General features: G+C 62.4%; 13 protein-coding genes. 3 read left to right on the forward strand and 10 right to left on the reverse strand.

The features are described 5' to 3' along the window. Positions 1–4: 4 nt before the first annotated feature. The 6 genes from JTY93_RS03005 to cpaB are packed head-to-tail and all read right to left on the reverse strand — an operon-like array spanning position 5 to position 6413. Positions 5–892 (reverse strand): type II secretion system F family protein, encoded by an 888-nt coding sequence (locus JTY93_RS03005; protein ID WP_205478134.1) that lies wholly within the window; start codon positions 890–892, stop codon positions 5–7. A gap of 1 nt (position 893) precedes the next feature. After that, positions 894–1775, reverse strand: coding sequence for a type II secretion system F family protein (locus tag JTY93_RS03010; protein WP_205478133.1), 882 nt, complete (start codon positions 1773–1775; stop codon positions 894–896). Positions 1776–1785: 10 nt separating this feature from the next. After that, on the reverse strand, positions 1786–3057 hold the full coding sequence (locus JTY93_RS03015) for a TadA family conjugal transfer-associated ATPase (protein ID WP_205478132.1): 1272 nt from the start codon (positions 3055–3057) through the stop codon (positions 1786–1788). Beyond that, complete coding sequence (locus JTY93_RS03020; RefSeq protein WP_205478131.1) at positions 3054–4247, reverse strand: CpaE/TadZ family protein; 1194 nt, start codon at positions 4245–4247, stop codon at positions 3054–3056. Before JTY93_RS03020 ends, JTY93_RS03015 begins: the two co-directional genes overlap by 4 nt. Further along, positions 4244–5446 carry a type II and III secretion system protein family protein gene (locus tag JTY93_RS03025; RefSeq protein ID WP_205478130.1) on the reverse strand — a complete coding sequence of 401 codons (1203 nt, stop codon included), beginning with the start codon at positions 5444–5446 and terminating at the stop codon, positions 4244–4246. Before JTY93_RS03025 ends, JTY93_RS03020 begins: the two co-directional genes overlap by 4 nt. A gap of 19 nt (positions 5447–5465) precedes the next feature. Then, positions 5466–6413: a Flp pilus assembly protein CpaB gene (gene cpaB, locus JTY93_RS03030; RefSeq protein WP_205478129.1), complete on the reverse strand. Its 948-nt coding sequence runs from the start codon at positions 6411–6413 to the stop codon at positions 5466–5468. A 327-nt stretch (positions 6414–6740) separates the two neighbouring features. Here cpaB and JTY93_RS03035 point away from each other — a divergent pair, with 327 nt between their 5' ends. The 3 genes from JTY93_RS03035 to JTY93_RS03045 are packed head-to-tail and all read left to right on the forward strand — an operon-like array spanning position 6741 to position 7613. Continuing rightward, the gene (locus JTY93_RS03035; RefSeq protein ID WP_029297589.1) at positions 6741–6929 is read left to right on the forward strand and encodes a Flp family type IVb pilin; all 189 of its coding nucleotides are present in this window, start codon (positions 6741–6743) and stop codon (positions 6927–6929) included. Between the two features lie 58 nt (positions 6930–6987). After that, positions 6988–7392, forward strand: coding sequence for a response regulator (locus JTY93_RS03040; protein WP_205478128.1), 405 nt, complete (start codon positions 6988–6990; stop codon positions 7390–7392). A gap of 32 nt (positions 7393–7424) precedes the next feature. After that, a complete protein-coding gene (locus JTY93_RS03045) occupies positions 7425–7613 on the forward strand; it encodes a Flp family type IVb pilin (protein ID WP_205478127.1) in 189 nt (62 codons plus the stop codon). A gap of 178 nt (positions 7614–7791) precedes the next feature. Here JTY93_RS03045 and JTY93_RS03050 read toward each other — a convergent pair whose 3' ends face one another. The 4 genes from JTY93_RS03050 to JTY93_RS03065 form a co-directional block, all read right to left on the reverse strand. Then, entirely contained in the window at positions 7792–9474 is a 1683-nt protein-coding gene (locus JTY93_RS03050) for a ShlB/FhaC/HecB family hemolysin secretion/activation protein (protein ID WP_205478126.1), read from the reverse strand. Positions 9475–9642: 168 nt separating this feature from the next. Next, entirely contained in the window at positions 9643–11442 is a 1800-nt protein-coding gene (locus tag JTY93_RS03055; RefSeq protein ID WP_205518972.1) for a collagen-like triple helix repeat-containing protein, read from the reverse strand. Between the two features lie 313 nt (positions 11443–11755). Then, positions 11756–12604: a MaoC family dehydratase gene (locus JTY93_RS03060; RefSeq protein ID WP_205478489.1), complete on the reverse strand. Its 849-nt coding sequence runs from the start codon at positions 12602–12604 to the stop codon at positions 11756–11758. 2 nt (positions 12605–12606) lie between these two features. Further along, positions 12607–13959 (reverse strand): 3-oxoacyl-ACP reductase, encoded by a 1353-nt coding sequence (locus tag JTY93_RS03065; protein ID WP_205478490.1) that lies wholly within the window; start codon positions 13957–13959, stop codon positions 12607–12609. Between the last annotated feature and the right edge of the window lie 66 nt (positions 13960–14025).

Below are 14025 nucleotides of genomic sequence, written 5' to 3' on the forward strand. Positions count from 1 at the left end.
CTCCTCAAAAACTGCTCAGGGCCCGGGAGATCGCAATGAATGCCGGCCCCCCCAGCACAATCAATAAAGCGGGAAACAGGAAGACCATCATCACCACCGACATCTTGGCCGACATCTTCGAGATGAATTCCTGCAAGCGGGTCAAACGGCGGTCGTCGAGCAGTTGCTTGAGGGCCAGCAGCGACTTCATGGCGCCGCCGCCCTGCTGGATCAGTTGTTGAAGAATGATGCAGGTGTCGGTGAACTCGTCCACGGCCAATAGCCGGGCGGTCTTGCCCAGCTCCTCGCCCAGTTCCAGGCCCGAGTCGACCCGTGACAGGATCAACCGCAGCTCCTGGGTCAGCGCCGGCAGCAGGCGCTGCGCCTCAACGCTCAGCACGCGCAGGGACTGTTCAACCGCCATGCCCGACTCGAACAAGATGCGCAGCAGCGGGATGAAGGTCGACACCTCGCGGGAGATTTGTTGTTGCCGGGCCTTGGCCGCACTGGCGAGGACGCGCTTGGGGATCAGGTAGCCCACGCCCAGGCCGAGCAGGGGCGCGATCCATGGAGAATCGGCGCCGGGAAAGATCAGTTCTTCGCCCACCAGGATCACGCCCGCCAGCACCAGCGGCACACCAATCTGGCAGGCGGCGAAGATCGAGCGCTGGTTGGCTTTGCGCCAGCCCACACGGTTGAGCAGGATCTGGGTTTCGTTATCCATGCTCACCGAGCGCTGGGCCAACTGGCTGCTGCCAAACTGACTGAGCAGGGTGCCGAAGCGGTCACCGCGCACCAGTTGGCCTTGCAGGCGTTGGTTGACCAGGCGATCGCGGCGGCGCTGGCTCAGCAACTGGCCGACGATCAGCGCGAGCGCAGCTAAAAACAATAAGGCACTGATCAGCAGGACCATCTCAAATACTCCGCAACATGCGCCACATCGTCAGGCAGCCCAGCACCTGCATGGTCAGCGCGGCCAGCAGCATGTAGCGGCCGCTGTCGTCGTTCCACATGGTCAGCAGGTAGCCGGGGTTGATCAGCATGAAATAGCCCACCATCGCAATCGGCATGCCGGCCAGGACAAAGGCAGTGACGCGGGTCTCGCCGGTCATGGCGCGCAACTGCCGGGCGCCTTGCTCCCGTTCGCGAATGACCTTGATCAGGTTCTCCAGCAAGTCACTGGCGTTGCCGCCGTAGCGGTGGTTGACCTTGAGTCCCAGGGCGAGCATGCGGAACTCGTCCTGCTCGTAGAATTCGGCAAAATCACTGGCGGCCTCGGGCAGGCTGACCCCCAATTGCACGTTGCGCTGGATACGTTCCATGGCAGGCTTCAAAGGCGCCTCGGTGCTGTCGATGGCCCCCAGCAGGGCATCGGCCAGGGTGCGCCCGGACTTCAGGCTGCGCACGGTGTGGTCGAGGACTTGCGGCAATTGTTCGACCATCCGTTTCACCCGCCGCCGATAGCGCCAGGCGATGTACAGCCGCAGGATCAGGGGCGGAAGCACTAACATTGCGCCCAGCCCGACCCAGCTCCATACCAGAAAGCCCAGGAGCGCGCCCAACACCCAGCAGGTCACCCACAGGCCCAAGCTGTCGGTGGGCTTGCCCAGGCCCGCGCGCTGGAACATGCGCTCCAGGCCGACCCAACGCCCGCGCTCTTCGGCCAGCAGCGGCTGCCCTTCGGCAAGTCGCTCCAGGACGCGGTCGGTTTCCGCCTGGCGCAGGCCACTGAGAAACAGGTGCAGCGACACGCCAATCAGGATCACGCAACTGAACATCAGGATGGCGCCGGTCATGATGACGCTCCTATAACGGCATGGCGGATTCGCGGCGCAGCTTGTCACCCGCCGGGTTGACCGCCTCGCGCAGGAAACCAAAGCCAGTGCGCCGGTCATGGCGGAACAGGGTGTTGGTGACATACACGTCATCGCGCACCCCCACGACCTCCACCACTTCACTGACGCAGCGCCGGCCATCGGGCATACGGGTCAGCTGGATCACCACATCCAGGGCCGCACAGATCATCTGGCGCAGGGTTTTCTCCGCGACCACACGACCGGTCAGGCCCACCAGGGTTTCCAGACGCAATAGCGCGTCCTGGGCGTTGTTGGCGTGCACGGTACTCATGGAACCGTCGTGGCCGGTGTTCATCGCGGTCATCACATCCAGCACTTCCACACCGCGGATCTCGCCGAGGATGATGCGGTCCGGACGCATCCGCAGGGCGTTGCGGATCAGGTCGCTAGCCTTTACCTCGCCATGCCCTTCGGCATTCGGCGGGCGGGTTTCCAGGCGCACCACGTGGGGGTGGCCCAGTTGCAGTTCGGCGACGTCTTCGATGGTCACCAGGCGTTCGTGGGGGTTGATCAACTGGCTGAGGATATTGAGCAGGGTGGTCTTGCCGGTGCCGGTGCCGCCGCTGATCAGGATATTGCAGCGCTTGCCGACCGCTTCCTGGAAGAACTCGAAGATCGCCTGATCGATGGTCTGCATCGCGACCAGGTCGCTGCTCTTGAGCATGTCCTTACGAAACTTACGAATCGACAGGCACGGGCCGTCCAGGGCAATCGGCGGGATGATCGCGTTGACCCGGCTGCCATCGGGCAGCCGGGCATCGACCATCGGCGATGACTCATCCAGGCGCCGACCCAGCGGTGCGAGGATGCGTTGCATGACCCGCTCCACATGATGGGCGTCGATAAAACGCAGGTCGCTCTGGTGCAACAGGCCGTCGCGTTCGATAAATACCCGGTGCGGGCCGTTGACCAGGATCTCGGTCACCGAGGGGTCGCGCAACAGCACTTCCAGCGGGCCGAAGCCAGTCAGTTCATCGACGATTTCTTCGGCCAGGCGCTCCATTTCATAGCGGGAAATCGCCAGGTGCATGCGCGTGATGTATTCCGACACCTTGTCGATGACAAATTGCGCCAGGGATTGGCGCGAGCCTTCCAGCAGGTTTTTGCCTGACTCTTCGATGGCGTCGATGATGTAGCGGTGCAGCACCAGTTTCAGACCATCGTGTTCCACCGCACTGTTAAGCCCGCGTGCGGGTGCGCCGAAGAGCTTTTCGCTGCTCATTTGATGCTCCCCCGCAGCCGTTCAAACCAGCGGGTGGAAGGTTTTGCCAAGCCTTCTGAGCGCTTGGCCAGGCGTTCGCCGAGGGTCTTGAGGTTTTGCGTCAAGGTCTCCCTGGGCGCCAGGCTGAATAAGGTTTGCCCCTGGTTCTTGGCGTTCAGGCGCACCTCGGGGCTGAACGGCAAAACCGCGATGACTTCCAGGCCGAAGCTCTTTTCCAATGCATCGGTATCCGGCGCGGCACCTTTGAGGTAGCGGTCCACGAGCAATTTGGCATGATCGAGTTTCATGCCTTTTTCCCGCCACTGGTTCAGCACGGCCAGGTTGCGCCGGCAGTCGAGGACGTTCTGGTCAGTGCACCACAAGAGCTTGTCGCAGTGGCTGACGAAGGTACGCAAGGCTTCGCTGTCGCGCTGGCCGGTGAGGTTCACCACGATGTGCTGGAAGTGTTGGCGCAGGGCACTGAGCAGCATGTACAACTCGGCGGCGCTGGTCATTTCCAGCGGGTCGTCGCTTTCGGTGTAGGCAAGGATGCGCAGGCCACCGTCGGTGGCGGTGAACGCGCTGTTGATCAGGGTGGTGTCGAGGCGGCGCAGATGGCGCAGTGCATCGCCAAAGTTGAACGAGCTTTCCAGGCCCAGCAGCGCCAGGCTGTCGCCACGGGGCAGGCCCAGGTCCAGCAGCAAGGTTTGTTGACCGCTCTTTTGCACCACCATCGCCAAGTGGCTGGCGAGCAGGGCGCCGTCGGCATTGCCCTGGGTGCCATACAGCACGGTGAGCCCGCCCAGGTGCGCGTTGTGCGCCACCGGTGGCAGGCGCTTGCTCAGGCGCCGCACCAGGCCGGCGACTTCGCTGGAGCGTGAGCCGTAGGCGACAAAATCCCGCGCGCCGGCACGCATTGCGTTGAGCACCAGTTGATTGTCCATGCCGTCGCCCAGAGCGACGATGGCCAGCATCGGCTTGGCTTCCAGGGCGCCCTCGATCAAGGCGCTCTGGGCCACCACATGCTCGCGGTCCAGGCCTACGAACACCAGGTTGGCGAAGGTCACGTCGACCAGGGCCAACAGTTCATCAAGGCTGCCGCCACCGGCACTGACCACTTGGCCCAGGGGCGCCAGGGCGCCTTGCAGCCATTCCAGGTCGGTGGTGTTGCGGGTGATTGCCAGGAACGTCTGGCTCAGGCTATCGCTCATTGGGAAAGTCCTGTGCGTCGGTCGAAGTTGCCGTTTTCCAGGAAGTACAGGCGATACCAGTTGGGGTCGTAGTTACGCAGTTTTTCCCCGGGCAGGGACGGCAGTTGGGCATTGGCGGCCAGGGGCTGGACCAAGTGCGGGGTGACAATCATCAGCAGCTCTTTTTCCTCGCGGCTGACGTTGCTGTCGCGGAAAAATGCGCCAAGAATCGGGATATCGCCCAGGCCTGGAAACTTGCTGACAGTGGAGCGGTTGTTGTTACTGATCAGGCCGCTGATCACAAAACTTTCGCCATCGGCCAGGGACACCGTAGTGTCGGTGCGGCGCACGGTCAGGGCCGGCACCTGGATGCCTTCTAGCTGCAGGGCGTTGGCGTAATCCAGCTCGCTGACTTCCGGCGCTACCTTGAGGGAAATCCGTGTGCGGTCGATCACGGTCGGGGTCAACGTCAGGCGGATACCGAACTCTTTGTACTCGATGGAAATCGTGTCGCTGCCGGCGCTGGGCACCGGGATCGGCACTTCGCCGCCGGCAAGAAAAGTCGCGCTGTGCCCGCTCATGGCGACCAGGCTTGGCCGTGCCAGGGTGTAGGCAAAGCCGCTGCGTTCCAGGGCATTGATCATCGCCGAAAAGCGCCCACCGCCAATGCCGATATTGAAACTCTCGTTATCCAGGGGCAGGCTCATCCCGGCCGTGCGCGGGCTACCGAACAGGAAGTTGCGCGTGCCGCCAAAGATCGACGTACTGGCCTCCTTGAGCTTGGTGCGGCTGACTTCCACAAAGCGGATATCGGTCTGCACCTGGCTCGGCAGGGAAGGGTCGTCGGAGGGCGACAGGGCCAGGCTGGTCAGGGTCGAGGTGGCCTTGCCCTTGACGAACACCATGCTCTGGCGTGGCTCGCTGGAACAGCGGGTCCAGACCATCAGGCTGGTGGCGCCAGAGGCGACGCCGGTGAGCAGGAAAGCGCGATCACCGTTGAGGTGTACGTCGGCGATTTTCGGGTCGCCGATGGCCAGGCGAGTAATAGGCACTGGCGACTGTAGGGTTTGTTGCAGGCCTTCACCGACCTCGACCACGGCCGGCAAGGCGCCCAGGTTGCTGCAGCTGTCGGCGGCTGCGAACGCCAGGCCGACAGGCAGGCTGGACAGCATCAGGGCCCAGGCCATTTGAGTGAACGCTGGTGCGAAACGTTGGCGCATTCAAGGCATCCTTGCTCAATCAGGGATTTTGTTGGGTCGCTTGGTTACCACGTATGACCTCGATGCCGGAGCGCCTCGGTTCGTTGGCCCCCCCGCTTTGTGCGATTCTTTTCGGCGTCCCGAGCATGGCCAGTTGAGTGAACTGGTACAGCTCGCGATTAGCGCTTTGCAGCTTGGCGGGTGCCTCGCTATTCCCGGCCCAGTACTGGCTCAACAACTGCTCATCGGCACTGCGTACGGCCAAGCGCAAGGTGCCGGCGCTGGTTGCCAGCATCAAGCGGCTCATCAACGGTTGCGGCACCGCCAACACCACGGTTCGCGGAGGGCTTGCCTGGCGTTGTGCCTGGCGGGCTTTTTCTTCATCGGTGGCGGGCGGCGCGACGGCGGGCTTACCATCGTTGGTCGGTCCGAGGTTATCGCCCACGCTGAGCAGGCGCAGGGCCGGCACGATGACCTGGGCGGTGGGTTCCGGGTTGGTGCCTTCCGGGCGCAGGAACAGCAGCACATCCACAAAATCCCCGGGGCTCAACTGGCCTGCGGCACCGATGACTTCATCGACGGCCACCGCCAGGGCGCGTTCGTCAGGGCGGATCATGCGGGCCAGGGGGCCACCGGCATTGAAGCTCGAATCATCCAGCCAGGTACCGGCAGGCAGGGCTCTCAAGGGCGTGCGGCCAATGGCCTGGTCGAGGCTGGTCAGGCTGCCGGCCGGTGCAGTGCGCAGTCTTTCCAGGGTCAGGTCGGCGGCGGTGAGGGCAATATACGGCGGCACATCATGGGCCAGGACCACCACCGACTGGCGGGTCTGGTCTTCGACGGCGGCGACGGTTTTCTCCACGGAAACGCCAGATGGCGACGGTTCGGCAACTGGCTCAGGCGGACGACTCAATATCAGTCCCCAATAGCCCGCGAATAGCGCACCGATTAACAACAACCCGGCCAGGATCATGCTGACACGACTGTTCATGAAGGCTCTCCCTATCCTGTTGCACTACGTGCCCGTTTTTCCCAACGAGTTTCTTTCGCAACCAGGCAGCTATGAACATCTAACGATTTCGCTATTTGACGGTAGCCGAGCTAGGACAAAATGCCATTAGCCATCACGATTTATTTTGGAACTATCGACATGCGTCCTGAAAGCACGGGTTTATGGCGCCAGTCTTGCGACTACTACTTTGTGATTAATCCGTTCTTACAGTTGTTGAGGTTGATTTTGTTGACAATGCTCTAGTGGCACGCAGCAATCACCGTGCAGCACCGCGATCTGCGCAAGCAAGCGCAAAGGAGAAGTCATATGTTCCTTACCTTCATGATGAAGCTCTACCTCCAACTCCAACTGTTGTTTCATCGCAAAGAGGGCGCCACGGCAATCGAGTACGTGATCCTCGTGGCGGTTATTGCGTTAGTCGTATTGGCAGCGGGGAAATTGCTTGGGCCTCAGATCGCGGCCATGTTCGCTAAAGTCGGGGCCGCCTTGACCTGATTGGCAGCAATAGTGCGATGAGCAAGCCCATCAGTGATTGTCTTGGAAGGTATTGCTCATGAACGCTGTTGTTGCGAGCCGCCAGCAGATCCTGTTGGTGGATGACGAAGAAGATGCCCTCGTTGAACTGGCCGAATCGCTGGGAAACGAGGGCTTTGTTTGTTTCTGTGCCAGCTCCGTCACGTATGCATTGCAGGAGCTGACACTGCATCCTGATATCGCGCTGGTCATTACCGACTTGCGCATGCCTGAGGAAAGCGGCATTTCCTTGATCAAGCGCCTGCGTGAGCACACCTCACGCGAGCATCTGCCCGTGATTGTCATGTCCGGCCATGCCGAAATGGATGACGTCAGTGACATGTTGCGGTTGCAGGTCCTGGACCTGTTTCGCAAACCCATCTACCTGGTTCGTTTGATCGATACCCTCAACAGTCTGTTTCCCCTGGCGCGGGGGAAGCCGTGACTCATCCATAGCGCCGGTTCAGGAGAGTTCCTATGTTGCTTGCCTCGCTGATGCGGATGTGCGCTTGGTCGATGCTGCTTTTGCGCCGCAGGGACGGTGCGACGGCCATCGAGTATGTGATTTTGATTGTGGTGATTGCGTTGGTAGTGCTGGCCGCCGGGAAGTTGCTGGGACCGCAGATTGCGACGTTCTTTGGCAAGGTGGGGGATGCGCTGACTTGAGTGCGGCGGCTATTGTGGCGAGGGGGCTTGTCCCCCGCTGGGCTGCGCAGCAGCCCCAATAAAACTTACTGATTTCTATCAGACGCACCGAAGTGGCCGGTTATGGAGCTGCTGCGCAGCCCAACGGGGGACAAGCCCCCTCGCCACAGGTCGGTGCGCCTTTATTAGCTCAACCCCCCTATAACTGATAGCTGAAACTCAACGTATACCGCGGCCGCCGGTTAAAGCTATCCAGCGCCATATCCGACATCGGCTTGGCCGCCTCCAACGCAATGTTGTAGTACTTGGCATCGCCAAACCGCAGGCCTACGGCGGCCGAGGACATGTCGCTATCTTTCACCGGCAAGTTGTTGAACCACGCCTTGGCACGGTCGAGCACGATGTAGGGCTGCACGATCCTTACCCAGTCGCCACTGCGGTTGTAGCTGTAGTTGATCTCGTAGGCCACCCCCCAGCCCTTGTCGCCCGAGCCCTGGTCATCCGGATAGCCGCGCCCGAAGTTCTGCCCGCCGAATACCGCCCGTTCGCTGTCGGGCAAGGTGTCGTCGCTCCAGTACAGCGCTGCCGAAAGCACGCCTTGCCAATTGTCGAAGAACTTGTCGCTCTGCACCCCGGACAGGCGCAGGCGGAAGAAGTCCAGGTCCGACTTTATCCCTTCCAGGTCGCTGCGCGTCTTGGCCCCCATGCCGTCAATGCCCTGGTACAGGCCAGCACTGAGGATGCGCAATTGGCGGTTGTCGGCCTTGCGCCAGTCCCCTTCGAAGGCCAGCGCGCGCAGGTCGGTTTCCACGTCGAACCGTTGCGGGTAACCCACCAGTTGATAGCGGGTCCTGTCGTTCACCCCGTAGAAGCGGGTGCCGAGGGTCAGGGACTCGCTGGGCGAGGCGATCAGTGGATGGCTCAGGCCGATGGAGAAGCGGTCGTTCTCCCGGTGCGGCTTGAGTGAGAAACCACCGTCCAGGCGGATGTGGGTGCTCGGGTCGCTGCGATAACGCGCGCCATACAGGCTCAATTGCGTGCCTTCGGCGTTGATGAACTGGCTGTAGTCGAGCCGGTAGTAATGCTCTTTGTCTTCCCCAGGCGGGAACAGGCCACTGAGGCTCACTTGTTCGCCCATTGATGTGTGGGAATTGCTGGTGCCGGCGATCAAGGCTTGCAGGCCGCCACGGCTGTCGTCGGTCATGCTCATGCTGCTGGTAAACGGTTTGCGGCTGGCCTGGATATTCATATGCGCGGCACCGTCGGTGGTGCCCGGTGGCGGCACTTGCGCTTGCAGGGTCACGCCGGGAATCCGCCCCATCAAGGTGGTGTAACGCTCAAACGTCTTGCGGGTCAGCGGGCGTTCGGCCTGGAGCTTTTGCGCCAGCTTGTCGACGTAGCCCGAGACCGAACCAATGTCGCCCTGCACTTGGTAGTCCTTGATGTAGCCCTCGACCAAAACCACCCGCACCAGGCCCTGCTCGAAGCGTTGGTCGGGCAGGAAGGCGTAGGACAACAGGTAGCCGTCCTGCTGATAGCGACGGGTGATGCTGCGGGTGGCTTCGATCAGTTGCGCAAGGTTGGTTTCATGGCCAATCAACGGCTCGAATACTTGGGCGACTTCCTGCAGCGGGTACACCGTGCCGCCTTCGATCTGCAGTTTGCGGATGGTGACCTTGGTGTCCATCAGCAATGGTTGGGCTTGCGCGGCCGGGGTCTCCGGCAGTTGGGTCTGCGGGGTCACCGGGCGGTAGGCGTCGGCCGGCAGGTTGGGGACGGGTAGGTTGCGGATGGTGTCGTTGCTGTTGAGGAAGCTGGGTAGGGTCTCGGCGTGGACGTAAGCGCTGAGGGTGAGCAATAACAACGGCGTCAAAACGCGCATAGGACACTCCATGGTCAAAACTGCAGCGGCATTTCGCAGGTTCCCGCCGGGTTCTAGGGCACGGTTCGGGAGTTCCAATAAAAAAGACGAGAGACCCATTGGAATCTCTCGTCTCAACCAAGCGTAGGCGCTGTAGGGGAGGCCGTCTAATGGCCAGGTGCAATTCTCCTATTTACCGGTCAGGCCCTTGAGCAGGCCGCCTACGCCGGTGTTTGCAGTGGCCGATCCCGACGCCGTGGCGTTGGCGTTGATGTTCAGGCCGCCGAGCAGGCCACCACCGCTACCGCTGGTGCCGCCGGTCACCAGACCACCGACCGAGGAAACCGCGCCACCGACGGCGGTGACGGTTTGGCCCAAGGTGTTGGTGACTGGGTTGGCATTGGCTGCGGTGAGGTTGCCGCCGAGGCCGCCGACTGCGCTGCCCACTTGAGTCACCAGGCCGTTGACCGGTGCACCGATACCGGTCGTGGTGCCGATGTTTTGGGTCAGGCTGCTGACACCCGAAGTCACAGGGTTCAGCGCCGCACCCACATTGCTCGCAAGACCTGCCGCCGGTGCGGTTGCCGCTGTGTTGGCGACACCGTTGCCACCGATCAATGTGCCGAGCGAGGCTACTGTGTTGCCCAGTGCGCCACCTGTCGCACCCCCCGCACTAACGGTGCCGTTGGTGTTGCCGGCATTCAGGCCGTTACCGACGTTGGCCACCAGGCCGCCCACCAGTTCAGGCAGACCGGATGCCGGGGCACTGCCACTGCCGGTACCGGCAGACGGTGCCACATAACCACCCGCAGTGCCTGCTACCGCACCGACACCGTTGAGCACGCTGCCCACGGCACCGGTCACTGGGTTGCCAGCGCCACCTGCGCCTGCCACCTGAGTGCCGAGGCCGGTGACGGTCGAGCCGACTTTATCCAGCAGGCCATTGACCGGGTTGCCCAGGCCGGTGGCTTTACCCAGGTTGCCGGTGGTGTTTTCCACCAGCGAGACCACAGGCACCAGTACTTTGCCGCCCAGGGTGTTGGTGACCGATCCCAGTGGGCCGGTGGTGCTGGCGGTACTCAAGGTATCGCCGAGCATGGTGACCGCCTGGCCAACTTTATCCACCAGGCCACCTGCTGCTCCACCGACGCCGCCGGTAAGGCCGCCGACTACCGGGATACCGCCCAGGGTGGTCGAGAGTGTTTTGCCGGTGTTCGAAACACCCGTGCCCAGGTCGGCGACACCGTTGGCCACGCCGGCCACGGTGATGCCCAGGGAGTTGCTGTTGGTGCCCAGGGAGCCCAGGCCAGTGCCGACCCCAGTGGCGACGCTGCCCACGGCGGTGCCTGCGCTGGTCACCAGGCCGCCTGCCGCAGTGCCAACTACCGGAACGCCGCTGACGGTTGTGCCGATGCCACCGATCGCTGTACCGACGTTACCGAGTGTGCCGCCCAGATTGGTCGCAATCTGGCCTGTGACCAATGGGCTGGTAGTCGAGCCGGTGCCGCCACCTGTGCCGCCGCCAGTACCACCGCCGGTGCCGCCACCTGTGCCGCCGCCAGTACCACCGCCGGTGCCGCCACCTGTGCCGCCGCCAGTACCACCGCCGGTGCCGCCACCTGTGCCGCCGCCAGTACCACCGCCGGTGCCGCCACCTGTGCCGCCGCCAGTACCACCGCCGGTGCCGCCACCTGTGCCACCGCCAGTACCACCGCCGGTTCCGCCACCCGTGCCGCCGCCAGTACCACCGCCGGTTCCGCCACCTGTGCCGCCGCCAGTACCACCGCCGGTCCCGCCACCTGTGCCACCGCCAGTACCGCCACCGTCACCACCACCCGTACCACCACCGGTACCGGCGCCAGCATCCGGGGACGAGGATGCAACGCTGCTCTTATGACCGCCACCACCACTGCTGCAGCCTCCCAGGCTCATCGCCAAGATAAGGGCCAATGCAGTACTTGCTTTCCACAACACGACTTGAGTTTTCATGATGAGTTCCTTAGCACCTGGTACAGCCTTTGTTGGTCTCGCAAGTTCACCCGTTCTTCAGCAGGCAATACGTGCGTCCGTTTGTGGCTATAACAGTCCTCGGCACTCTTTATCGCAACGCTCAACTTGGTATTAACGATTTATATACAGGCGTGACTATGGGTCTTGGTGATTAATACCAAGGGTATATAAGGCGATTTCTTGTTTGGGGTGATGTGATGTAAATCAATCACTTGAATAAAATAGCGGGCTATCGATAGCCCGCTATAACTTAGGTTGTATATATACAATTTATCAGCCAGTTAACCCGATTTCAGGCAATCGGCTGCCACTTGCCGAGCATATGTTCGATATCGCCAGTACCCTTGAGTTGCAACTCGCCGCTGGAGCCGGGCGCACTGGTCAACAAGATGACCTCGCCAGGCAGGCGTAGCGGTTTCTTGAACTCAACGTAGATCTCGATGTTCGCTGCGGGTAGATGTTCATGCAGGGCCGCCACCGTGCGTGCCTTGTTCCACAGGCCATGGGCGATCGCCTGGGGGAAGCCGAACAGCTTGGCGGTGAGGGCGCTCAAGTGGATCGGGTTGTAGTCACCGGAGACCCGGGCGTACCGCCGACCGATGTCGGACGGTGCCTTCCAGCGAGTCAGCTCGGTGACCGTAGTGGGCGCTGGCAGGGATTGCTCTGGTGCCTCGCCATCGAGTTTCACCCCGCGACAGAGCATTCGGCTTTCACCTTCCCACAGCAGACCCAGGGAATCCTCGACAGTGGTGATCAGGTCAAAGGTCGCGCCCTTGGCGTGGGGTTGCAGGTTGCTCGTATGCACACTGACTCGCACGTCGCTGACCCCACCCATGGGGCGAAACACGCGGATACGGTTGCTTAAATGCACCAGCCCCAACAGCGGGAAGGGGAAGTCCCGTGCCGTCAGCAACTGTAACTGCAGGCCGAATGCCAGGATGTGTGGATAAGTCGCCGGCAGCACCGGGCTCTGGGTAAACCCGCAGACCTTGCCATAGGCCGCCACCGCCTCGGGATTGACCTGCACCCGGCAGTGAAGCCCTGACGTGGGCAAGGTGGTGCCGGTGATTTTGCGCTTGAGCGCGGCGCGCCAATACAGCGGTGGTAGCGGCGGGCTGCTGGGTAATGTGTGCCACAGCATCGTTACGCTCCCAGCAGGCTTTGCCCGCACACACGCAACGCCTGGCCACTGACCGCACCTGACCCCGGCTGGCCCAGCCAGGCCACCGCTTCGGCAACATCCTGCGGCAAGCCACCCTGGCCCAGCGAGCTCATACGCCGTCCGGCTTCACGCAAGGCGAAAGGAATATGCGCAGTCATCTGGGTCTCGATAAAACCCGGGGCAACCGCGTTGATGCTGATACCCCGTTGCGCCAGCAGCGGCGCCCAGGCCTGGGCCAGGCCGATGAGCCCGGCCTTGCTCGCAGCGTAGTTGGTTTGCCCACGATTGCCGGCGATGCCGCTGATGGAGGCGAGCAACACCACACGGCCGTTGTCGTGCAGGGTGCCGCTGTCGAGCAGGGCCTTGGTCAGCACTTGTGGGGCGTTGAGGTTGACCGCCAATACGGCGTCCCAGTATTCCGGGGTCATATTGGCCAGGGTCTTGTCGCGGGTGATCCCGGCGTTGTGCACCACGATGTCGATGCCGTCGGGCAATTGCTCAATCAGTTGCGTGGCGGCGTCATCGGCGCAGATATCCAAGGCAATGCCACGCCCGCCCAAGCGTGCGGCGAGGGCGTCGAGATCGGCCTTGGCCTGCGGCACATCCAGCAACACAATTTCGGCACCGTCCCGGGCCAGGGTTTCGGCGATCGAGGCGCCGATACCTCGGGCAGCCCCGGTCACCAGGGCCTTGAGCCCGGCCAGTGGGCGCGTCCAGTCATGCACTTGGGTCGGACAGGCACTCAGGCGCAGCACCTGGCCGGAGATATAGGTGCTTTTCGGCGAGAGGAAAAACCGCAGCGCGCCTTCCAACTGTTCTTCGGCGCCTTCGCCGACATACAGCAACTGCAAGGTGCCGCCGTTGCGCAGCTCCTTGGCCAGCGATCGGCTGAAGCCTTCGAGGGCACGCTGGGCGCTGGCGGCGAAGGGGTCGCTGAGGCTTTCCGGGGCGCGGCCGAGAATAACCAGGTGCGCGCTGTGATCGAGATTTTTCAGCAGCGGCTGGAAGAACTCGCGCAGTTGCTTGAGTTGGTCGGTGTGTTGCAAATGGCTGGCATCGAAGAGCACTGCCTTGAGCTTGGGGCCATGCCCGGGGATCCACGGCGTGGCCTTGAGCGGCTCGGGCCCGTAGCTGTAGATGGCCTCGGTAAGTTTATTGGCAAACCCCAACACCTGGGCCGCCAGCGGGCCGCCACCCAACAGCAGGGCGCCCTCCACCGGGCGCAGGCGTCCGGCTTGCCAGCGCTCCAGGCGTACCGGGGACGGCAGGCCAATGGCCGAGACCAGGCGGTGGCCAAGGCTTGAGTTGGCGAAGTCGATATAACGGTCAGACATGGAACGCTCTCCGGCTGCTGGGGTTCAAAGGGTGGACCATCAATAGGTAACAGTCGTTCCTAGTCT

This window comes from Pseudomonas hygromyciniae (assembly GCF_016925675.1).
In the GTDB taxonomy this organism is placed as follows: domain Bacteria; phylum Pseudomonadota; class Gammaproteobacteria; order Pseudomonadales; family Pseudomonadaceae; genus Aquipseudomonas; species Aquipseudomonas hygromyciniae.